We start from the raw sequence: 22,956 nt of genomic DNA, 5'->3' as shown, positions 1-22,956 counted from the left end.
GTTGGGAAATCGACTTTTTTACATGCTTACGAATACTTTGTAACTTCTAAGAAAAAATGTGTTCTTTCCGATTTCCATAACTTTGACGAAACCAACAAAATTGAAATGGAAATGGTTTTTATCAAGGAGGAGGGAGACTCGGTTGTTTTTGATAAAAAAGGTTTAAGTCGCTGGGTCTCTTCTGTGAATGAAATTAAGTTTAAAAAAACCTGGTCACAAGCAGGAAAAGAAGGGAAAAAGGAAACTTTCGATCCAGCTATTGGTAAATACGTCGATAATGGGTTTGGTGGTTTCGATGCTCACTTATCAAAAGAAGCACCGACGCCAATCGTTATACCTGCAATGCCGACACCTGATGAGTTAAGTAAGTGGATTACTGAAACAATAAAGAAACAGGTACTTAAGACCCTTTCAACAGAACATGCCAAAGCATATCAAGAAGCCCTAGATAAGCTAAATGAACTTCAATCTACAATTGAAGATACATCTCTTGTTAAGGGATTTGCTGATAAAGCTAACTCAAACTTTCAAAAAGTTTTCCCTGAGCTATCGCTATCAATTTCTCCAGTAATAGGGCAAGAGGTTGATGTTACTAAAGCGCTAGATAAAGAGTTTTGTGTGGCAATTAACAACAGTGCAACAGATGGAAAGAGTGACTTTAGCTCTCATGGGCACGGTGTAATTAGGCAAGCAATGTTTAACTTTTTAGGGTTATCTAAGAATAATTATGACCCTGAAGATGGAAATGAAGTTGTAAAAAAAGAATTTATCATTCTTTTTGAAGAGCCTGAGTTATATCTACACCCTAAAAGAATACGACTTTTAAAGGACACATTGTATTCATTATGTCATAAATCGAAGTTTCAGATTTTATGTGCCTCTCATAATCCACAGCTTATAGATCTGTCCAAACCGCATACGACATTGGCACGTTTAACTGTAAATGCTGACAAAACAACAGACATTCATCAAGTTGGTGATGATGTGTTTGATTCTCAGGGGGGAAATAGAGATAGAATTTTAATGCTTAATCGCTTCAATCCACATGTTTGCGAAACATTTTTTGCAGATGAAGTAGTGCTTGTTGAAGGAGATACCGAAGCTATTGTAGTCCGCCAGCTATTGCACGAATACTATCCTGAGCGAGATATTTTTGTTCTAAATACTGGCACTAAAAACAATATGCCATTTTTCATTAAAGTGTTAACGCACTTTAAGATTAAACAGCATGTTATCCATGACAGCGATTGTAGGTATCAATATGACAAAAGTGGGAATCTAATACGTAAAAAAGATGATCAAACTCCAAAAAGAAACAGTGCGTGGACACTGAATCAGACCATTTGGGATGAAATGGTGCAAAGCAATGAGCGTTTTCCAAGTTTAGTTAAACGTTATGTTTCGATTCAAAACTTCGAAGACTCGCATGATTATTCGTATGATAAAAACAAAGGTAAGCCCTTGTCTGCATGGGAATTTGCTAGAGATATCGATATTCAGGGAGACGCTTCGATAGTAAAGTTTGTTCGTCAAATTGTAGGAATAAGTCCAAGAGAACTTGAGTTCACACCTAGTGACTTAGAAAGCCTTGTCGTTGAAGATGAAATTGAAGATATTTTACATACCTGCCCTGTATGCAACGGTAAATGCAAGTTAGGGAAGGAAGACTGCAGAGCATGTAAAGGGATGGGCTCTATTTATGAAAGTAAACTCATAACACTTGATCTAAGTGAATTTGAGAAAATACCATGCCCAACTTGTGACACTGGTAGAATTGACTGCCAGACCTGCAGCGGGGATGGTGTAGTTGACCGTGACAAAGCATTAGACTTAGTGCAAAACGCTTAGTATCAAGTATTTAAGAGTGATTAGCATTAGTTGCCCTCGTTGTATAAGAAATGGAGATTTAAGTGGATAAACTCGATGAAGGAATTGACTCATTTGTGAATGTCTACTCACTATTTGATGCATTAGATGAGTACCAGGATAAACAGTATTTAGAAAATCTAGAGTACAAAAGACGTTCCGAAAAAGAACTGTCTGACTACATCTCATCTGCCAAGCAGTCTATGGAAGAAATGGGAGATGATTACGATTATCACAATTATGACTATGGTGTTGAACGAGAGCTAATATTAGAAGAAATGGCTGCAAATGCTCAATTTGATTTCTTTAACGAAGCCAAAGAATTGCATGCATTAGCGCTAATCGAAATGAAAGTGATGTTTCTATATAAAGAAATTGAGATTCGACTGAAGCAGATAATTTTTACCTACTATTCTCAAAAAACCAGCCATTTATCAAATTTAAAAGCGTTAAATAGCTGTTTTTCAGCCAATGGGATCGATCTGGATGAGCTAAGTGGCTATCAATTCATTGACGATTTAAGGCGAGTCAATAATGATTTAAAACATTCGCTGAAGATTAACGCTTCGAAAAAGATCAAGGTATTCAAAGGCAAAACAAAATTTGATAGCCAATCGTTGGGTGTGTTTTTAAAGCTCGCGTTGTACGAAATAGAATCTTTTTTCAAACTTCTGATTACAAAGGTAAATGGTGATGCCGTTGTTGAGTCGGGTGATAGCAGCTTTCTTGGAGAAATCCCTTTTTAATTTGGACACGCACCTAATAGATAAGGATTAAGCGTTGCGTAGCCAACGTTAAATCCCAAGTGTTGAACAAGCCCGAGCCTCTATATAAGTAAATTGTCCGATTTACTCTAGAAGGAGGGCGGCCTTGATGCTTTTCTCAAGGTGAGTACGCTCTCCGTAAGGTAGAGGTTTCGACACGCCTTCCGGTGCGTCCTGCACGTCATTTTTGCTATTTGCCATACCTGTAGTTATTCATAAGTTGCTAATGTTTGATTTTCCAAAACTCATTTCTGTCCAGAACCTTCATAAGCTGAATTTTCGCCCGTGGCATTTTCTAGTTCAAAAGTCCTCCTTTCCGACTCAGAACCGAACTCTATATGAGTTGTCGGGAGATTTTCATTTACCCTCCCGACATCAAACGGATACATAGCTGATCTTCCTAGCGACTTACAACGTAAGAGGTTAGCTAAAAGGGAGAAAACAATATGTCCACCGTCTATGTCAGCATCGGAAGCAACATTAACCGCGAACATCACATCACAGAATCTCTCAAAGCATTGAATAGTCACTTTGCACCTCTGAACATTTCTAATTTCTACGATTGTGAGCCTGTTGGTTTTGAAGGGGACAACTTCCTAAACCTAGTCGCAGGGTTTGAATGTGACCTTTCTATCGCTGAACTGGCTAAGGTTCTGCATCAAATCGAATTAGAAAATGACCGCAAGCGAGAAACTAAAGAATATGCCTCGCGCACGATGGATATCGATATCCTTCTTTACGGTAACGAAGTAGGCATTATTGATGGAGTAGAGCTGCCTCGAGGTGAAATCACCGAGTACGCTTTTGTGCTTCGACCGTTAGTTGATGTTGCCGCGCAAGAACTTCATCCCACTCTAGATATCTCTTTTCAGCATCTCTGGAACAACTTCGATCAGCTGAGTCAGAAAACCGAACTTATACCGTTCGAGGTCAGCTTCACTTAGTCCCTGTAACTGCTTTAAACAGAACGCTTGGGCTTTATTGATCTTTTCCTCTAATAGGCACGTAACTCACTCTACCTTCTAAGGATCGGAAACTGTTATGAATCACAATGCGATTATCACCATCACAAATCTCAGATTAAGAACCTTCATCGGCTTCAACGAAGAAGAAAAAACCAAGCAGCAAGACATCGTCATAAATGCGGAGATCCATTATCCCGCGAACAACCTTTGCCTCTCTGATGATGTGGAGAACGCACTTAACTACAAAAATATCTGCAAAAAAATTATTGAACATGTTGAATCTGGACGGTTTCTGCTTTTAGAAAAGTTAACCAGCGACGTACTCGGTATTTGTATCGACCATTCATGGGTCCGATACGCTCAGGTGAGAATTGACAAGCCTCATGCTCTACGTTTCGCCGATTCCGTCTCGCTCACCCTGAGCTATGAAGCAGAACTTGAAGATTAACTCATAAGGAGCGACTCAATGCTAACCACAGAAGCTGAAAAAGTAAGAGAAGCTTTGCTCGAAAAGGGGCTTGAAACCCCGATGACATCGAGCGAAATGAACCCCGACCAGAAGTACAACCGCATCAAAGGGCTTTTGACGGAAGTTGTCAGTACGCTCGGGCTGGATTTAACCGATGACAGTCTCGCTGAAACACCTCATCGCATTGCAAAGATGTACGTTCACGAGATATTTTCAGGGCTCGACTACAATAACTTCCCCAAAATTAGTGTTATCGACAACAAAATGTCAGTTGATGAAATGGTTAAGGTATCGGATATAGATTTAACTTCGACGTGCGAACATCACTTCATCACCATCGATGGTTTAGCACAAGTGGCTTATATCCCAGAATCCAAGATTCTTGGGCTATCTAAAATAAACCGTATTGTTCGATTCTTTGCTCAGCGTCCGCAGGTTCAAGAACGCCTTACACAGCAAATCCTGGTCGCGATACAGACTCTAGTCGAAACAGAAAATGTGGCTGTGACGATTAAAGCAACTCACTACTGCGTTAAATCGAGAGGCGTTATGGACGCTAACTCTGAAACCACCACAACCGCGCTTGGTGGCAGTTTCAAAACTAACCCTCAAACTAGAGCTGAGTTTTTACGATGAGTGAAACGATTCTAATAACTGGAGTGGGGAAGCGTTTAGGATTCGCTCTGGCGCAGCAACTTATATCTGACGGATACAAAGTCGTTGGCACTTACCGAAGCGACTATCCCCAGCTGAAAATACTGCGCGACAGTGGAGCCGACTTGCAACAGGTAGATTTTTATCAACAAAGTAGCTTAGAGGGTTTTTTGCATTATGTTGGTCAAGAATATAAGGCGATTCGAGCCATCATCCATAACGCTTCCGACTGGCAACCGGAGAACAAAAAAAATCCCAGTGAAAACGCATTACAAATCATGCACCAGATGATGACGATTCACGCCACCGTGCCTTATCTGGTTAATTTAATGCTCAAAGACCAACTAATGTCTAGCGATAAAACGTCGGACATCATCCACATCAGTGATTACGTTGCGGAAAAAGGCAGTAAAAAACACATCGCTTACGCGGCCAGTAAAGCCGCACTCAACAACTTGACGCTGTCGTTCTCAGCGATGCTGGCTCCCAAGGTGAAAGTCAATACTCTCTCTCCTGCCATGATAAAATTCAATGAACATGATGACGAGGCGTACAAAACCAGAGCTCTGAAAAAAGCACTGATTCCCGCAGAGGCAGGCTTTGAAGAAGTGATAGATGGCATTAAGTTTGTTTTGGCTAGTCACTATATGACAGGAAGGACTTTGCACCTTGATGGCGGCAGGCACTTGAAGTGAAGTTCATGCGTTGTGATCTTGAGGCAGGATAGGCAACTAATCTATTCGTCTTTCATATCGTCTAACTACATTTTTTTAAGTTGTCCCTCGACACTTTTTGGGTTTTAGACATTAGAACGTGTTTGCATGGGCGACTCACCAAACAACTGCTTGTAGCTTTGGCAAAAATATCCCAGATGAAAAAAACCAAAGTCAAAGGCGATTTCATTGATGCACCGTTGTTCGCTCGGATTTTGCAGAATGCGCCGTACCTGGTTGAGACGTACATTTTGTATAAATTGTTTTGGTGATATGCCACAACAGGACTCAAAGGTGTATTGCAGCGTACGGCGACTGACATAAACCGCATCGCACAGTTCAGACACGGTGACGGGTTTACGGTACTGCGAGTTATCTAGGTACTGCCTAATTCGACGCATTGTATTCTCACGCTGTGAGGCATTGGTTTTTTGCATATTTTGATTAGACGATTGAGCGAACAATTCGACCAACATATCTTGAACAATGGATTGATGAGTTTGAAAAGACCAGCGAGATTTACTCGGGGAGAGTAGTAAGCTCAAGTAAGCTTTTATTTGTTGGGTGTAGTGTTGAGAGCAACCAAGAAAGTGGCTCTTGCTGTTTAACGATTCAATCTCTAGCTGTTGCTGAATCATTTCAACCAGTGAAGGGCTTATGACTAACCCATAAATAGAAAAGGTTTCTGGCGTAAGTAGCTCAAAATCCGCCCCAGCCTCACGGATCAAAATACTATCAGGATTACCTTGTGCGTGATTGATGTGTAAAGGTCTATCGTTAGCACTGATTCCTAACCAAATCCCTTCATTAATACGACATTGCTGCTTAAGCTTTCGGTTGCTGTCTTCTCGAAATAGGTGCACGTGAGAAAATTTTCGTTCACGGATCTGACCTAGAAAACTTCCTTGACTCAGTTGGTCATATTCTTGCTGCCAGTTAAAGAGGCTGGCTGCCTGCTGATTTGCATCAAATGTGTTGAATGTGCACAAATTAGGTGCATAACGCATCAATTCTTCATCCTTTCTCATCATTCCATGACCTACCCATGTGACCCATATTAGTACAGTGTGTCTTTAAGTTTATGTTTATTAATGCTTTTTTATGTTTGCCGATTCTTGATATTCATTCGGTTCAAAAATCGCTTAATTACTCATATATACAAAAGGTTATTGAGCAAGAACTGAACCAGTTTATGAAGAGGGAATTTATGACAGCAGCTTATCGCCGACAACAAGGGCACCTGGTTTTTAACTTTGAGTCGTTAGCAGATCTGATGGCAAAGGCTACGCCAGAGCGTTCAGGGGATGTTTTGGCTGGTGTATCTGCGACTTCTGCTGCAGAGCGTGTTGTAGCTCAGATGACACTGGCAGACTTGCCCCTAAAGACGTTTTTAAATGAAGCGGTGATCCCTTATGAAAGTGATGAAGTTACTCGTTTAATCATTGATAGCCATGATAGAGAGGCGTTTAAAGCGATTGATCACCTTACAGTGGGAGACTTTCGGAACTGGCTGCTAAGTGATGAAGCCGATAGTCTCACGCTTGCAAAGCTGCGTCCTGGTTTAACTCCAGAAATGGTGGCTGCAGTGAGTAAGATCATGCGTAATCAGGATTTGATCCAAGTCGCCAAAAAATGTCGGGTAGTGACTGCGTTTCGTAACACCATTGGCTTGCCTAGTCGTTTATCCACCCGTTTACAGCCCAATCATCCAACCGATTCTCTCAATGGCATTGCCGCCAGTATTTTTGATGGTTTGATGTATGGCAATGGTGATGCTGTGATCGGCATTAATCCCGCAACAGATAATGTACCACAGGCAATTAAGTTGATGAATCTGATGGAAGAGGTCATTCAACACTACCAGATCCCGACCCAATCTTGCGTATTAACCCATGTTACAAACACGATTGAAGCGATTGAGATGGGCGCTCCGGTGGATCTCGTCTTTCAATCTATTGGTGGCACTCAAGGTACGAACGACACCTTTGGTATTAACCTTTCGATCCTTAAAGAAGCAAACGAAGCGGCGCTTTCGCTGAACCGAGGCACCGTTGGAAGTAACGTCATGTACTTTGAGACAGGGCAAGGAACATCTCTCTCTGCCAATGCTTTTCATGGTGTGGACCAACAAACTTGTGAGACACGGGCTTATGCCGTAGCGCGTCATTTTAATCCATTGTTGGTTAATACCGTGGTCGGCTTTATCGGCCCTGAATATCTCTTTGATGGAAAACAGATTATTCGAGCAGGGCTTGAGGACCATTTTTGTGGCAAATTGCTTGGCCTGCCGATGGGGTGTGATATCTGCTATACCAACCATGCCTATGCCGATCAAAATGATATGGATAACTTACTGACATTGCTCGGTGTCGCTGAGTGCTCGTTCATTATGGGGATTCCGGGTTCCGATGACATCATGCTCAATTATCAAACAACCTCGTTTCATGATGCACTTTATGCACGCAAGGTGTTGGGTTTAAAACCTGCGCCGGAGTTTGAGGAGTGGCTAACTCAGATGCAGATTTTTGATGATGTAAAAGATGTGCGCCTAAATGAACGACTCTCCGGCTCATTTGCTGGCGCTCTAGCACAACTTAATGGAGGCCCCGCACATGGGTAAGGTGGTCTCTATGGCAAAACATTCTGCTTCTAAGTTGGTAACTCAAAACCCTTGGCACGAGCTTAAAGGTTTTACATCGGCACGTATTGCACTGGGTCGAAGTGGAAATAGCGTTCCAACTAAAGAGTTGCTTTCATTTCAACTCGACCATGCACAGGCGATGGATGCCGTTCATTGTGCTTTAGATGTGGATTCATTGGTTGAGCTCATCGCTCAATCAAACTCGGTCATTCAACACACTTCTCAGGCACCAATTAAGGCGCACAGCAAAGCGACAGACAGATTCATGTATTTGCAAAGGCCGGATCTTGGTCGTGAGCTTGATGACGTCTGTTGGAATCAGTTGCAAGCCGTTCTTCATTCAGAGTCTCCCCCGTTTGATCTCGCGATAGTAGTGGCTGATGGCTTGTCTTCAATTGCCATTCAAAATCATGCAAATCCAGTCATTGAGCATCTGCTTTCTTTATTAGGGGAAGACGAAGTGCCGTGGCATGTTGCTCCTATTACTGTTGTGAGGCAGGGCCGAGTGGCAATAGGAGATGATGTTTGCGAGTGCTTACAAGCCAAGATGGTGGTGGTTTTGATTGGTGAACGCCCGGGACTGACCTCTCCAGATAGCATGGGTATGTACCTGACTTGGCAGGCGAGAAGAGGAACAAAAGACTCTGATAGGAACTGCATTTCTAATATTCGCCCACAGGGGTTGGCTTATGAAGATGCGTGTAAGCGAGCGGTATACCTATTGAAGGAAGCTCGTCGGCTAGAGCTTTCTGGGGTCAACCTTAAAGACCGTTCGAGTATCGAGGAAGAAGGTGGTGAGCAGTTAGAAGACAAGCACACAGGCAATTTTTTAATTGGATAAAAGACAAAAATAGAGGGATTTACAATGTCAGAACATCAGGAATATTTGGCGCAAAGACAACTTAAAAGGGGCACTGCTGGGTGGATTTTGCTAGCAGGGTTAGGCGTTTCATACGTGATCTCTGGTGACTTTGCAGGCTGGAACTTTGGTATCGGTCAAGCTGGTTGGGGAGGCTTTCTTATTGCTGCAATTGCTATGGCGGTGATGTACTTTACCCTTGTCCTTTCTTTGGCGGAGATGTCTGCGGCTATTCCCGCTGCAGGAGGTGGCTATAGTTTTGCTCGACAAGCCATGGGACCAACGGGGGGATTTTTTACCGGCTTATCCGTCTTAATTGAGTATGCCCTTGCACCTGCCGCGATTGTCATTTTTATTGGCTCAGCGGTGAATGAACTAATGGGTATCGATGGTCCTCTTGTTTACGCGATCTTTTATGCCATCTTTATCGGTATTCATATGGCAGGGGTAGGAGAAGCTCTGAAAGTCATGATGGTCATCAGTGGGTTAGCCGTACTAGCAATTCTTATGACAGCAGGCGTATTGGTTAGTGAGTTTGATGCTAATAATCTGTTTGATATCGCTCCGGCAACCGCACAAGCCACAGAACTACTTCCTTTTGGTTGGTATGGTGTATGGGCGGCACTACCGTTTGCAATGTGGCTTTTTCTTGCGGTAGAAGGGGTTCCACTGGCTGCTGAAGAGGCGAAAAACCCGGCCAAGGATGTACCCAAAGGTATTATCGGCGCAATGTTATTCTTACTGGTCACCGCTACCTTAGTCGTTCTGCTGCTTGCGGGCGCTGTGGGTTCTGAAGCGATTGCGAATAGTGCCGTTCCTCTAGTCGATGCCTTGAAGTTGACCGGTAATCCAACCGTTGCAACGGCTGTTAATATACTAGGACTTGCAGGACTTATTGCTTCATTCTTCTCGATTATCTACGGTTATAGCCGCTTAGTGTTTGCATTGTCTCGTGCGGGTTACTTGCCTCAAAGCTTGTCGCTTACAAACAAAAACAAAGTGCCTGCTCGTGCTTTAGTGGTGCCGGGTGTGTTTGGTTTTGCTGTGTCATTGACCGGAGAAGGCGACCTGATCTTGGCGATGGCGGTAGTGGGGGCGACAGTGTCTTATGCATTAATGTCGCTTAGTCATATATTGTTGCGTATCAAGCAACCAGAGCTTCACCGTCCATACAAAACACCGGGTGGCATGCTGACTTCCGGCACTTCACTAGTGCTGTCGCTTATTGCAATGACGGGTGTTTATGCTTTTGACCCATCTGCATTCTTTATGACTATGGGACTCTTTGTGATTGGTGGTGCTTATTATGGCCTATATAGCCGTAATAAATTGGTCGCATCGACCGCTGAGGAAGAGTTTGAGATGCTGTCGGTTGCAGAGAAAGAGCTTGAGGCTACTAATTAGATTCAATTTCTAATGGTATTTAAGGCTCTAGTGCTTTGCTGGAGCCTTTATTACACTACTTGTAGTAACTTGCGTGTAAACCCCAATCGCCATCACCTCTAACGATAAATATTAATTTAGAAATAGTGCTGTTTTAGGATCATTTTCTTGGAACGTTTTTGTCCAGACACTTGTCATGATTTTTTATAACGAGTTAGATTCATAGCGACGAGCCCCGAAGTTCATTGATAGTGAAGTTTTCATCGCGCTAATCATGTCGATTGCCTTTCTCTAAAGATAAGTTGAAATGATGCAAAGGAAGAATTCGGCATAGATTATGAATGGGATTGATTCAGTAGACGGAATATATGATTCACTAGTAATTAGGATGAATTACTGTTCGCATGTGTATATGTAGCCTACTCCAGACTAATTTCCCTCACACCCCAACACTGCGACAAACGCATCCAAATACTTTTCTATAGTTAAATCCGCAGAAACGGGCGGTAGTTCTACAGTAATGCACGGTAGGTTTCTTTCCTGACACCATGTGCCGAATGAGCCTGGGGTTTCGTAATCGACGTCTTCAACGAGCGGCAGGTTGAATTGCTTACCTAGCCAAGTGGTGAGTTCTGATCGATCGGGGTCATCGACCATGGCGAGTGGTTCGTGAAAAGAGATGACGAATTTAGGTTGGCGCTGTTCGATGAGGTTTATGAGCGATTGCACTTCAGGTTCAAGTTGTTCGGCTTGCCCGGTTTTCACTTTTACATCTCTGACTGGTGTGTGGGAGCTCCAGCGATAGACGGTGCCGTTTGCTGTCCAGTTTTGAGTTGGAAAGGCGCGGTTCAGATCGACTTGGTTTGCGTTGGCGCGAGTGCCTAATTGATTGCCATCTGGGTTCATCGACAGAATCACATCGTGTCGCAAGTTGGCGGCTGGCAAGCTTCTCAGCGCACAAGATAATCCCGCAATAGAAGCGGTTTCATCACCGTGTGTGCCTGCTAAGATCAGCCCGCGAGACTCGCTTTCTATTTGCGCGGGGAAATAGAGCAAAGGCGCACCCAACACCGATTTCCCATATGACAGCGGCTTTATTGAAAACGCAGCTCTTTCCGTTCTTGGAATTAAACTCACCTTAATCTCCTGATTGATCAAGTACTATCAAGTATTCACTATTGGCTATATTAATCATTAACTAAGTTCATTAGATGAACCCCTTTAAATAAACCATAGCGTCAAAACTCGTCAACCGTCGCATTGTTAATTTTATTACTTGCTTCAAAGATAGGCTAGGAGAGCAAACAAACATGGATTTTAAAAAACATTCAACGGCTTTACTCATTTCATTTTTATTGACCCCTTTTATATCAGTGACTGCCGCTGCTGAAACCTTACCTGCTGGTGTTTCGCTGGCAAAAGACCAACACTTAGTTCGTGCTAATGATGCAGAAGCGGCGACGCTTGACCCTGCGAAAGCAGAAGGCCTGCCGGAAATGCATATTCTACGTGACCTCTTTGAGGGTTTAGTGATTCAAGATCGCGATGGCAATATTACCCCAGGTGTTGCACTGTCTTGGGAAACCGAAGACAACCAGACGTTTGTATTCCACCTACGTAAAGACGCGAAATGGTCGAATGGCGATCCGGTGACGGCCGATGATTTCGTGTACGCGATAAGACGCGCGGTCGACCCGAAACTGGCTTCGCCAAACGTGTGGTATCTCAAGCTCACCAGAATCAACAACATTGCTGACGTGGCAGAAGGTAAGAAGCCCGTTGAAGATCTAGGTGTCTCAGCCGTTGATAAACACACGGTGAAGTTCGAGCTCGATAGCAAGGTGCCTTACTTTGTGGCGATGACAGGCCATACATCGATGATGCCTGTTCATAAGGCAACGCTAGAAAACAGCGATAAGCCATGGAGTGACCCTAAGCAGTTTGTCGGTAATGGCGCGTTTGTTTTGGACGAGTGGGTTATTAATGAACGTATTGAATTGAAGAAGAACCCTAACTATTGGGCTAGTTCAGATACCAATCTAACCCAAGTGACTTACATTCCGTTCGAAAACCAAAACGCTTCGATTAACCGTTATGCGGTGGGCGAGGTGGATATCACTTCTGACGTACCAACACAAATGGCGCAGCAGCTGAAAACAAAGTATCAAGACGCTTATACCGCCGTCCCTCTACTGTGTACTTATTACTACGCATTCAATACCACACGACCTCCGTTTGATGACGCGAGAGTGCGTAAAGCGGTGTCTTACTCAATGATGCGTGATGTGATTACCAATGGCGTCACTCAGGTGGGTAACTTGCCGGCTTATACCTTTGCTCATGAATACACTGCAGGCTTTGATGCGACTCAGCCTGAATACAGCACATGGACTCAAAAGGAGCGCGACCAAAAGGCGAAAGAGCTGTTGAAAGAAGCGGGCTACGATGCGGCTAATCCATTGGATTTCAAATTGCTTTATAACACCAGTGAATCGAATAAGTCGATTGCTGTGGCTATCGCTTCCATGCTCAAAGGCAACTTAGGCGCGCAAGTTGAGTTGGAAAATCAAGAGTGGAAGTCTTATCTAGTATCACGTCGCCAAGGTGATTTTGATGTGATGCGGGCTTCTTGGTGCGGTGATTACAATGAAGCGTCGACCTTCTTGAGCCTATTGCGCTCTGAGTCTTCGGGTAACTTTGCGCGTTACAACAATGACAAGTACGACGCTGCAATGGACAGCGCACTGTCAGCAACCAGCGAACAAGATCGCCAAGGCTTCTATGACCAAGCGGAGCAGTTACTGGCTGAAGATATGCCGATCGCGCCTATCTATTACTACATGCAGGCTCGTCTAGTGCGACCAAGTGTTGGAGGCTTTGCGAAGAACAACGTGGAAGGGCGCATCTATTCTAAGGATCTTTATATCAAAGAGTAGATAGGCTAAATGCGAGTTCAGGCCTAACGTATAGATATAAGAGATATAAGAGATAGAAGAAAAGGGACGGTGATCATAAATATCTGATCAACGTCCCTTCGTCATTAATCTGTAACTGGAACCGCAAAAAACTGAAACCTGATTGAAGTATTTTTCACTTTTATTTCAATCAGGTGAAGCCATGTTACCCCCTCTACGTGCTCTTGTTGCGTTCGAAGCTGTTGCTCGTCTTGGTTCCATTGGCGCGGCTGCCCGAGAGCTTTGTGTCACGCAAGCGGCGGTTAGCCAACAGCTCAAAAGTTTAGAAACCTTCCTCGCCTGCCATCCTTTTATAAAAAATACTCTTTTATCAGGCTTAATATTCAGCTGGTGGACTGGCCATCAACTAACCCTTGTCAGAATGTCGATATCGAGCTGACCAACGGCAAGGTCGAAAGCGAAGACACTCATTGCGAGCGATTGTTTCAAGAACATTGGCAACTGGTGTGCAGCCCTTTCAGAGAAATTACGCTCAGCAATTCAGAAGATCAAACTTGAGCAATAGCCAACTCTAACAATTAAGTCTAGTTTTGGTATTAGCTTGCTATCAGAAAATGAAAAGTGGAAAGACCGTGCGATCGCGCGCTTTATCAAACAAAGCTAAAAGGACGAAATACAATTGTGATTGAAGAGTCATACCCGGCATCAACAAAAGCGATCGGCAGTTCTTAGTTTGACTAAGAGCCAACATCCACACAAATTGTTTTTCGCATGTTTTAGCCCTAAAAGGTTTTCGTCGCGCAAAGTGATAACGAAAATCGGTAAATAAAAATCAAAAATAAAAACGCGAGCGGTAGATTGCGATTTATGTTGGTGCTACGTTATGAGCAATTTATAACATATAAGTCATGACACATTAGACTGAGAGATAGCAGCTAACGATGAACAAGACAAAAAGATATCCGGTCAACATAGTATTCAGTTACTTAATACTGTCATCATTATGGGTTTTATTCTCTGATCTCGCAGTTGAGTCACTATCAAATAATCTATACGAACACGCCTTAGCTCAGACAGTTAAAGGTCTGATCTTTATCATTCTAACGTCTATTTTATTATGGGTAATGGTCCAGAAAAATAATCGAGATTTAGAGGACGCTAACGATCTTGATAGTGTGACTGGACTTCATAGCCCTTCAGTCTTTTATCGATATTTAAATAAAAGACTGAAAAATTCTCAAGCCAGTGACCATTATGTCCTCTTCTTATTAGACATTGATAACTTCAAATCTGTCGCTGACCAGATCGGATTCGAGAATACTAATTCATTTTTAAAAGATATCGCACGATCTATTGAACTTCCTATAGAGCATCAACCGCTTTCATCACGAGTGCACTCAGATGGCTTCGCGTGCTTGGTTAAACTCAACCACACGGAGCATATTGAATCCTACATTGCCCTCGTACATCGTAGATTTAACCAGTGTGCTTATCGTTATGATATCCACGCCACTTGTTGTATTGGCGCTGCTCTATTCCCCTCGGATGGGAATAATGCCAAGCAACTCATGGCATCTGCTACCCACGCCTTAACTGAAGCAAAGAAAAGCAAGGACACGATTGAATTTCATGACCCAAAACTCACTGAGCTTGAACGTCAACGTCAAGAAATGGTGCAAGAATTACGTAAAGCGATTGATGACAAAGCGATTGATATTGTGTTTCAGCCTAAATTCAACATTGAAAGTAGACTCGTCGCAGGTGTGGAGGTGTTGTCTCGTTGGACGCATGAGCGCTATGGTGTCGTTTCACCGGATATCTTTGTCGCGCTAGCAGAAGAGAATTATTTTTGTCGTGATTTGACTACGTTAGTTCTAGAGAAGACTGCGTCACAACTTAGGGCTAATGGCTTGCTAGGGAATGAGCTTAATAGTGTCTCGGTCAATATTTCAGCGGTAGAGCTAAATAGCGTTGATGACATGAACCATCTGGACGAATATCTACGAAAGGATCCCGAGTTTGCTCGCTTACTTTGTCTGGAAATCACTGAAACCGCTATTTTGAAAGATATAGATCAGTGTGCAATCGCTGTTCAGAAGTTAAAAAAACAAGGGGTGTCCTTTTCGATAGATGATTTTGGTGTTGGCTACACGTCTTTTGGTATATTTAGCAAATTGGATGTAGATGAAATCAAAGTCGATCGCAGTTACATCAGTGGGTTAGAAGATGATTATCGTTCTAGAGCTATAACGTCTGGTATCATTGATATAGCGCGAGGGTTTGGCATTAGTGTTGTGGCTGAAGGGGTTGAAAATGCTCAACAACTGTCAATTTTGAAAACGTTAAATTGCGAACAAGCCCAAGGTTATTATCTGGGCTACCCGATGCCATATAAGCAGTTGAAAGAAAGTCTCACCTCTGAAATAGAACCATGTTCAACAACATAACTTAATACTTTTTCATCTAGGCTACAGAGATACAGATGACTTGTATCGAGAAGGATGCTGTTGGCCTAACTATAAGAAATCCCCATTCGCTGACAAAACGAATGGGGATTTTAGTTACTAGGGGGTAGTAATTTTATCTTCTAACTTGTTTCAGGTTTTAAATAGCCACCATAGTCGCGGCTTTCTTCATTGCTTCTTTGGTTGAACACTCAATCACGTTCGCGTTAGCAAAGCGGTGAGCGTCTTTCACTTGAATATCGTGAGCCAAGATAACCAGTCTTGCGTTCGCTACGTCTAGGTCGCTGATGCGGTTCTGAATACCGTTTTGACCTTGAGTTTCTACCTTAATCTTAAGGCCTGCGGCTAAGCCTGCTTTCTCTAGTGCTTTCGCTGCCATGAAGGTGTGTGCAACACCAGAAGGGCAACATGTTACTGCTACGATGTCGTACTCACCTTCGCCTGCTTCAGGAGCCGCTTGAGCTTGTACTGGCGCTTCAACCATATCTTCTTCTGTTTCTACCGCGACTGGTTTCCAGAAGCCAACGATAACGGCTGTGGTTAGCGAGCCAAGTGCAATACCGACCACGTACATTGGAATGTTGCTTGATACTGGCGCAGTGATTAGGCCGCCCCACGGTGCGTGCAGCAGAACGTCTGTCATGAAGCCAAACACACAACCAACGATACCACCGGCTACGATTGAAGGAAGAACGCGCATTGGGTCATTCGCTGCGAATGGGATAGCACCTTCAGAGATACCGATAGAACCCATGATTGCTGCTGCTTTACCTGCTTCTTGCTCTTGTTTAGAGAACTTGTTTTTGAATAGGAAAGTCGCCAGAGCCATACCTAGAGGTGGAGTACAAATCGCGATGCCTACACCGCCCATTAGCCATGGTTGGGTGTCTACTTGAGTTTGAGCAAATAGGGTCGCTACTTTGTTGATAGGGCCGCCCATATCAAACGCCGTCATACCGCCAAGGATTGTGCCCAGAACCATCTTAGACGCGCCAGCCATTGAAGCTAGGAACTCGTTCATAGACGACATGAACAGTTTGATTGGCTCGCCGATGCCCCACAGTACGATACCTGCAGAGATTAACGTACCTAGAAGCGGGTAGATAAAGTACGCACCCAGCGCCGTCATGTTTGCAGAAAGTGGTATCTTCTTAAGTTGGAACACCACGCCACCGGCGATAAAGCCTGCCACGATACAGCCAAGGAAGCCGCCGCCCATGTCTGCCATGATGCCAGAAGAGATCATCGCAGGTGCAAGTGCTGGTTTGTCTGCAATTGAGTAACCAATAAAGCCGCCAAGAATGATTGGGAAAAGAACAAGGCCTTTGATACCGATATTAGAGATGTCTGCTAGCATGCCGTCTGCTGGTACAGCACCTTTGCCTGATGCCATTACCGCTAACGCCAACAGAACACCACCGGCTACGATGAAAGGTAGCATGTGTGAGGTTCCGAAAAGCAGGTGGCCTTTCATGGTACTAAGGATTTTTTTAAAGTCGCTACTACTATTTTTATTATTGGTATTCGTAGCTTGAGTTGTTAGGGTGCTCATGATTTTCTACGCCTTATGAATTAATTAAAATATTAAGGATCTGTTGTTCGTCTTTTGCGTTATGGATATCTTGAATAAATTCATCGCTGAATTTTCCAAATAGTTCTTGTAGTACGTAAATATGATGGTCAGCACCGTTATCGGGTGAGGCAATCATAAAAAACACGGTTGGATTGATGCCGTCTTCATCGCCATACTCAATACCTTCACGCTTAACACCGACAGCGATTGCTGGCTCAGTTACCGCCTTACTTTTTGAGTGTGGGTAAGCGATGCCGTCCATTGAGGTAATGCTTTGAGATTCACGAATTTCGATGTCTGCCAAGAAGGCTTCTTTATTACTGATTCGGTTGTTCTCAAATAACATGCTTGCCAATTCTTCAAACAGTTCTTTTTTATTATTCGCTTGAAGGTTGCTATTAATTAAGTTGACGTTAGTTAGCTGTGTGATCATTTATTAACTCATTCACTATTGAAGTTCTTGAATTAAAATTAATGGATTAACCCGATTCGCGAAATAGCAAATAAAAGCCCTTCACTGTACATTTGTATCCAGCAAAATTAAGTGTGATTTGCATCATTCATCCAGTGTGAGATGAGTCATATTTGCTGGTGTACTTCGGTGTTGAAATAACTTTCTGTAGGAACAAAAAAGCACTAGGAACAAAAATGCCCCGCATGAGCAGGGCAGTAAGACTTTGTACTGAGTTCTAAGGGAGCTAGCTGTAAGCACGCGCTACTCGGCCAACGCAGTCCAGTTTGTAGCTCTCAGCATAAGCAGGAATGAATACCGATTGGCCTTTCTCTATTACGCAGGTTTCACCACATTGATGGGTTAGCACCATGGATTCATCGAGTGGCAGTAGGATCTCGGCACCTTCGGTAGTGATCTTCCTCTGATGTGAGTTTTGCACGATAGAGAACTTAAAATCTTCGACTGGAATTTGATATTCCATCACATCACCTTGCTCAATCGGGCTGAGCAGTAATCTATCCGCAGGCTTTTCATTGAATTGAGTACAAGAGACTAATTCATTGATATCCATGTACTTAGGCGTCAACCCTGCGCGGAGTACATTGTCTGAATTCGCCATCACTTCTAAGCCCGTACCTTTAATGTAAGCGTGAGGTGTCTCGGCATCCAGATACATGGCTTGTCCGGGCTTTAAGGTGAGCACGTTCAATAGCAGCGGAGCAAACAGGCCGACATCCCCTGGATACTGCTGTTCTAATTCTGAAATCAACTGGAACACGGGTGCATCAGAAAGCTTGGCCTTCATCAGCAACATGGTCAGCGCCATGCCTTTTTGTTCACCTTGCAAAGACAATAAGCTCGCGAAGAAGCTGGCTAATCCATTAGGCGTTTGATCGCCCGCGAGATCGTTGACCATCGAATGAAGCTCTGGAATGTCGAGATAATGGAAGTGCTCAAGGATCTCGTTGATCGACCTAAAGCCATTCATTGCGGTGTAGTCGGTTAGGGCATACACCAGTTCGGGCTTGTGGTTGGCATCCTTGTAGTTACGGTTGCCCGCGGTCATTGGAATGCCTTGCTGCTCTTCGAGAGCATAGCCTGATTCGGCTTGCTGTTTGTTTGGATGTACTTGAACAGACAATGCTTTCTCAGCCGCTAACACCTTAAATAGGTACGGCAGTTCGCCAAAACGACTTGCGACTTTCTCGCTTAAAAACAGGTTTAGGTTCTTAGAAATCAAGCTCGATAATGTGGTCTGCTGCCCGTTGTCGTTCACCATTGAGCAACCATTCGGGTGAGCCCCCATCCAGATCTCCGCTTGCGGCTCACCAGACTGGTTATCAATACCAAATAGCTGGCTAAACGAAGAAGGGCTACCCCATGCGTAGTTTTGAATCACGTTGGTCATAGGGTAGAAAAAGCGTTGTACGAACGAGTCGTTCGCTAAAGAAAAATTAGACATCGAAATCACCATGAAGGGAAACATGGCTTGAGCTCTATTCGTTCCTAAAAAACTATTAGCTACTAAAAACAGTAGGGTAGAGGGGCTCAAGCCATTGGAGTTGAAATGGCTTAAGCCGCTGCTGTTGCTAGCTTGGCTTTGCGTAGATTTTTAAGTGCGATACAAGTAACCGCAGTTACGCCTGCACCAGACGCCATGCACAACAGTGCTAGCAGTGGGTAGTTCATTGCGCCGAGCAGAGCGACCACTGGACCACCGTGAGCAACACTGTTGGTGATACCAAACGAGAACGCCATTACCGCAGCAGTCATTGAGCCAAGCACGTTGGCTGGGATAACTGACATTGGATCTTGAGCCGCGAATGGAATCGCACCTTCAGAGATACCCACCAAGCCCATCGCGCCTGCTGCTTTACCTGCTTCAATCTCAGAAGATTCGAATAGGTCGAACTTACGGCCAAGTCTGGTTGCGATAGCCATACCAAGGGGAGCGACAGGGATTGCACACGCCATTGCACCCATGAACTGAGTTTGACCGCTGGCAATCATGCCGACTGAGAATAGGAACGCCACCTTGTTGAACGGGCCGCCCATATCAAAGCCGGCCATGCCACCAAGGACAATACCAAGCAGAACCACGTTGCCTGTACTCATGCTGGTTAGCAGTGCAGTAAGAGCATCCATCAGCCCAGCGATAGGTGCGCCAATAACAAAAATGAACAAACCTGCGATGAACAAAGAGCCAGTGATCGGAGCGATCATGATAGGCACAAGCGGTTGAACGAATTTGTGGTAGTTAAACGAAGTAATCCATTTAACGAAGTAACCCACTAATAAACCCGCGATGATTGCGCCAATGAAGCCAGTACCTGCGTCAGCGCCATAGAAAGAACCGTTGTTGGCAATCCAGCCGCCAATTAAGCCAGGGGTTAGGGCAGGGCGGTCAGCAATCGCGTAAGCAATGTAGCCAGCCAAGATTGGGATCATCAGGGTGAAGGCCACCACACCCACCTCTAGGATTTGGTTCCACATGCTGCCAGCAGGAATTGCCATGCCAGATTCACTCGGCTCACCGCCAATGGCTAGTGCTAGGGCAATCAAAAGACCGCCCGTCACCACGAATGGGATCATGTGAGATACGCCATTCATCAAGTAACGGTAAAGGTCTGAACGTGCTTGCGAGGCTTTCTCTGCAACAGATTGGTTGGTCGGTGCTTGTTCTGCTTGGTAGCTTGGCGCGTTGAGTGCTTGCTTAATCAAGCCTTGCGCGTCTTTGATTGGCGCTTTTACGTTGGTTTTGATAACGCATTTTCCGGCAAAGCGAGCCATGTCGACCTGTTTGTCACAAGCCACCACAATCGCATCTGCGCGTTCGATCTCTTCTCGAGTTGGGCTGTTCTTAACGCCAATAGAACCGTTGGTTTCGACCTTGATGTCGTAGCCAAGAGCCGCCGCGCCTTTTTCTAGTGCTTCGGCTGCTAAATATGTGTGTGCGACGCCAGCTGGGCAGCCTGTCACACCAATGATGAAGCCTTGCTTCTCAACATTGGTTTCTGTCTCAGCAGGTTCAGGTTTGGTAAGCAGTAGCTCTAATGCCGCTTGTTCAGATTGAGCATTCATGAAGTTTTCAATGAAACCTTCTTCAATCAATTTTGAAGAAAGCTCTGCCAGTACTTCGATGTGGTGATTATCGCCGCCATCAGGAGAGGCAATCATGAAGAACAGTTTTGATGGCTGGCCGTCATCGGCGCCGTACTCGATACCCTGTTGATGGACACCGATAACAACCGCGGGTTTGATGACCGCAGCGCTTTTCGCATGTGGCAGAGCAATACCTTCTTCAAATCCGGTATTACCTTGTTCTTCACGAGCTTTAATGTCGGTAAGGAACTGTGCTTTGTCTGAAATTCGACCTTGTGCGTACAGCACCTCGATCAGCTCTTTAAATACGTCTTCTTTTGAATTAGCGCTAAGCGAAAGCTTAATCAAATTTTGGTTGATCAATGTCGTGATCATAATGAACCCCTACTCTGTTTTTATTTTGTTAGGGGTATTCTGGAATCTACAGCTTGCCTTCTGTAGTGAAGAAAAAATGCATTTACTGGATGATTGTTGCCTTATAAATGGAGTGTGATTTTGATCGGTTAGGAGTGCCTGTTTGGGGGAGTGTTGACAGCTTTTATGAGGTTATAACGCTTTTATTGATAAGGGCTTAGATTGATTTTTCTATCATGATAACAGTGTTCTAAATCTGGCCTTAGACTGGAGATTTATTTCCACTACTGGATTTTTGTAACCTAGATCTCAAATTGTGATTTTGCTCAATAGCGCTATGTTTCACTAAGGAGTATATCTATTCCCGTAGCCTTATTGCTGCTTATAAGAGTTCGAAACAATGATATTTCATGACCTAATCTCGTCGGTATTAAACGAGCGAGAACCGTTTCATAACATCTGGTTTGCGGGAGATTTTCACACGCCTTCAGCATTCAGTTATCAGGTGAACTTTCCGCGTTTAGAGCTGGTGCTCGACGGTGAGTATATTAATGAAATGGAGAGTCATGATCGCAAGATCACCAATGTTGTTGCGAAAGCAGGGGATGCGATTTTCATCCCGCCTAACTGTTGGAACAAGCCGAACTGGGATACTGATTGTTCGGTACTGAGTATGTTGTTTGGGCGTCGTCAGCTTGGTTTAAGCTTGGTGAGCAAGCGCAAAGGGGAAGAGAGCTTCTACGATATCCAAAAGCATAGTATTCAGACTCGCTCTGGCTTTGCGATTGATAATATTTTGGAGGCGCTCAGCTCGTTAGCGCGCGAGAGCAACAAGCAGCCGATGGATGAGTTATTGCTGCAAGCGTTGCTTCAATACAGCAAGACGATGCTGGATGCGCCTGTCGAGAAGTCTCACAGCCGCGTACAGGATGTGTATCAAGGGATTTGTATCTACATTCAAGAGAATTTCCACCGCCAAATCACCCGAGACAGCATTGCCTCGCGCTTTAGCATTTCATCGAACCACTTGTCGCGAATGTTCCGCCAACAAGGCCACATGACGCTGGCAGAATACATCACCCGTGTTCGAGTCGACCGCGCTAAGTTCATGCTCAAAAAATACAACTTCAAGCTCAATGAAGTGTCGGTACGTTGTGGCTTTAAGGATGTGAATTACTTCTGCCGAGTATTCAAAAACCGCACCGGAAGAACCCCGACTGAATATCGTGGGTCAATCTAATATCCCTTCAAATTGCCATTTTTGACCAGAGCTTATACGACCGAAATTTGTATGACTAGATCACCACAGTGAGCTCTGTGTTGTGGTGATCAATTTGCTTTGTGTTCTCCTCTGCTGTTTATTTCTATACCTTATTTCCAAACCTATCTTTAGGCACGTTCTCTATTTATCCCGTTTCACTAAATAAACCCAATTAATAACATTAAGGCTTCGCTTTGCGAGTTGCTTATTGTTTTTCGTTGCCTATTTATTGAATTAAACGTGTGAGAGTTGATGTATTAACGCGATGCATTTAATGGATGATAAGTAAATTAAAAACCACTTATCGAGACGATAAAATCTTGTTGTTGTTGTCCGGCTTACTGATTTAAATGTTTTTAAGTTATTGATTTTAAATGCTTACTTCGCTTCGGCTTATTCTTTGTTTACTAACGTGTAATTCATGTCTCGAAATCAAATATTCAGGTTTATACGCCCCATCACAACCTTGACTTATAATACTACAAATTAAAAATTCTATAGATAATATGATCTTCAGA

Annotated in this window: 18 protein-coding genes and 2 pseudogenes; 14 read left to right on the top strand and 6 right to left on the bottom strand. The window is 43.9% G+C overall.

The window, feature by feature from the left end; translation table 11 throughout:
* From AB4517_RS17045 to folM, 6 genes are all read left to right on the top strand, one after another.
* Positions 1-1,848, top strand: a 1,848-nt coding sequence (locus AB4517_RS17045; protein WP_372148874.1) for an AAA family ATPase, incomplete at its 5' end; no start/stop codon positions are given.
* A 62-nt stretch (positions 1,849-1,910) separates the two neighbouring features.
* Positions 1,911-2,612, top strand: coding sequence for a hypothetical protein (locus tag AB4517_RS17040; protein ID WP_372148872.1), 702 nt, complete (start codon positions 1,911-1,913; stop codon positions 2,610-2,612).
* 464 nt (positions 2,613-3,076) lie between these two features.
* Positions 3,077-3,574, top strand: coding sequence for a 2-amino-4-hydroxy-6-hydroxymethyldihydropteridine diphosphokinase (folK, locus tag AB4517_RS17035; protein WP_102320872.1), 498 nt, complete (start codon positions 3,077-3,079; stop codon positions 3,572-3,574).
* 97 nt (positions 3,575-3,671) lie between these two features.
* Positions 3,672-4,043: a dihydroneopterin triphosphate 2'-epimerase gene (gene folX / locus AB4517_RS17030; RefSeq protein ID WP_017067658.1), complete on the top strand. Its 372-nt coding sequence runs from the start codon at positions 3,672-3,674 to the stop codon at positions 4,041-4,043.
* 18 nt (positions 4,044-4,061) lie between these two features.
* Positions 4,062-4,700 (top strand): GTP cyclohydrolase I FolE, encoded by a 639-nt coding sequence (gene folE / locus AB4517_RS17025; protein WP_102398130.1) that lies wholly within the window; start codon positions 4,062-4,064, stop codon positions 4,698-4,700.
* A complete protein-coding gene (gene folM / locus AB4517_RS17020) occupies positions 4,697-5,413 on the top strand; it encodes a dihydromonapterin reductase (protein WP_372148869.1) in 717 nt (238 codons plus the stop codon). Before folE ends, folM begins: the two co-directional genes overlap by 4 nt.
* A gap of 104 nt (positions 5,414-5,517) precedes the next feature.
* On the opposite strand, the gene AB4517_RS17015 is transcribed toward folM, so the two are convergent.
* Complete coding sequence (locus AB4517_RS17015) at positions 5,518-6,438, bottom strand: helix-turn-helix domain-containing protein (RefSeq protein WP_372148877.1); 921 nt, start codon at positions 6,436-6,438, stop codon at positions 5,518-5,520.
* Between the two features lie 200 nt (positions 6,439-6,638).
* Here AB4517_RS17015 and AB4517_RS17010 point away from each other — a divergent pair, with 200 nt between their 5' ends.
* From AB4517_RS17010 to eat, 3 genes are read left to right on the top strand one after another with little or no spacing between them, the layout of a single operon-like run.
* On the top strand, positions 6,639-8,051 hold the full coding sequence (locus AB4517_RS17010) for an ethanolamine ammonia-lyase subunit EutB (RefSeq protein WP_017061645.1): 1,413 nt from the start codon (positions 6,639-6,641) through the stop codon (positions 8,049-8,051).
* Positions 8,044-8,913, top strand: a complete 870-nt coding sequence (gene eutC / locus AB4517_RS17005; RefSeq protein WP_136974151.1) for an ethanolamine ammonia-lyase subunit EutC — start codon at positions 8,044-8,046, stop codon at positions 8,911-8,913. The genes AB4517_RS17010 and eutC overlap by 8 nt, the downstream gene beginning before the upstream one ends.
* Positions 8,914-8,937: 24 nt before the next feature.
* Complete coding sequence (gene eat / locus AB4517_RS17000) at positions 8,938-10,335, top strand: ethanolamine permease (RefSeq protein ID WP_017061647.1); 1,398 nt, start codon at positions 8,938-8,940, stop codon at positions 10,333-10,335.
* Between the two features lie 408 nt (positions 10,336-10,743).
* Here the strand turns inward: eat and mpaA are convergent, their stop codons facing one another.
* Positions 10,744-11,451: a murein tripeptide amidase MpaA gene (mpaA, locus tag AB4517_RS16995; RefSeq protein ID WP_372148865.1), complete on the bottom strand. Its 708-nt coding sequence runs from the start codon at positions 11,449-11,451 to the stop codon at positions 10,744-10,746.
* A gap of 173 nt (positions 11,452-11,624) precedes the next feature.
* On the opposite strand from mpaA, the gene AB4517_RS16990 reads away from it, so the two are divergent.
* From AB4517_RS16990 to AB4517_RS16975, 4 genes and pseudogenes are all read left to right on the top strand, one after another.
* A complete protein-coding gene (locus AB4517_RS16990) occupies positions 11,625-13,250 on the top strand; it encodes an ABC transporter substrate-binding protein (protein ID WP_372148862.1) in 1,626 nt (541 codons plus the stop codon).
* A gap of 181 nt (positions 13,251-13,431) precedes the next feature.
* Positions 13,432-13,745, top strand: a pseudogene (locus tag AB4517_RS16985) (LysR family transcriptional regulator); the annotation flags it as partial.
* A pseudogene (locus AB4517_RS16980) lies at positions 13,738-13,961 on the top strand (GGDEF domain-containing protein); the annotation flags it as partial. The pseudogenes AB4517_RS16985 and AB4517_RS16980, both read left to right, overlap by 8 nt.
* 209 nt (positions 13,962-14,170) lie before the next feature.
* Entirely contained in the window at positions 14,171-15,676 is a 1,506-nt protein-coding gene (locus AB4517_RS16975) for a bifunctional diguanylate cyclase/phosphodiesterase (protein WP_017069781.1), read from the top strand.
* 157 nt (positions 15,677-15,833) lie between these two features.
* Here AB4517_RS16975 and AB4517_RS16970 read toward each other — a convergent pair whose 3' ends face one another.
* The 4 genes from AB4517_RS16970 to AB4517_RS16955 all read right to left on the bottom strand — a co-directional run bounded on the left by AB4517_RS16970 (position 15,834) and on the right by AB4517_RS16955 (position 21,198).
* Positions 15,834-17,246 carry a fructose-specific PTS transporter subunit EIIC gene (locus tag AB4517_RS16970; RefSeq protein ID WP_371705494.1) on the bottom strand — a complete coding sequence of 471 codons (1,413 nt, stop codon included), beginning with the start codon at positions 17,244-17,246 and terminating at the stop codon, positions 15,834-15,836.
* Between the two features lie 13 nt (positions 17,247-17,259).
* Positions 17,260-17,700, bottom strand: coding sequence for a PTS sugar transporter subunit IIA (locus AB4517_RS16965; RefSeq protein ID WP_017092234.1), 441 nt, complete (start codon positions 17,698-17,700; stop codon positions 17,260-17,262).
* A 265-nt stretch (positions 17,701-17,965) separates the two neighbouring features.
* Complete coding sequence (gene manA / locus AB4517_RS16960; protein ID WP_372148859.1) at positions 17,966-19,183, bottom strand: mannose-6-phosphate isomerase, class I; 1,218 nt, start codon at positions 19,181-19,183, stop codon at positions 17,966-17,968.
* 110 nt (positions 19,184-19,293) lie between these two features.
* On the bottom strand, positions 19,294-21,198 hold the full coding sequence (locus tag AB4517_RS16955; RefSeq protein WP_372103450.1) for a fructose-specific PTS transporter subunit EIIC: 1,905 nt from the start codon (positions 21,196-21,198) through the stop codon (positions 19,294-19,296).
* Between the two features lie 379 nt (positions 21,199-21,577).
* Between AB4517_RS16955 and AB4517_RS16950 the strand changes: the two genes are divergently transcribed.
* Positions 21,578-22,417, top strand: coding sequence for a helix-turn-helix transcriptional regulator (locus AB4517_RS16950; RefSeq protein ID WP_008216642.1), 840 nt, complete (start codon positions 21,578-21,580; stop codon positions 22,415-22,417).
* Positions 22,418-22,956 lie beyond the last annotated feature (539 nt).

It is taken from the genome of Vibrio sp. 10N.222.52.C3, assembly GCF_041474195.1.
Classification (GTDB): domain Bacteria; phylum Pseudomonadota; class Gammaproteobacteria; order Enterobacterales; family Vibrionaceae; genus Vibrio; species Vibrio crassostreae_C.
Note: the sequence above shows the minus strand (reverse complement) of the source record. Positions and strands in the feature narration are given on the sequence as shown.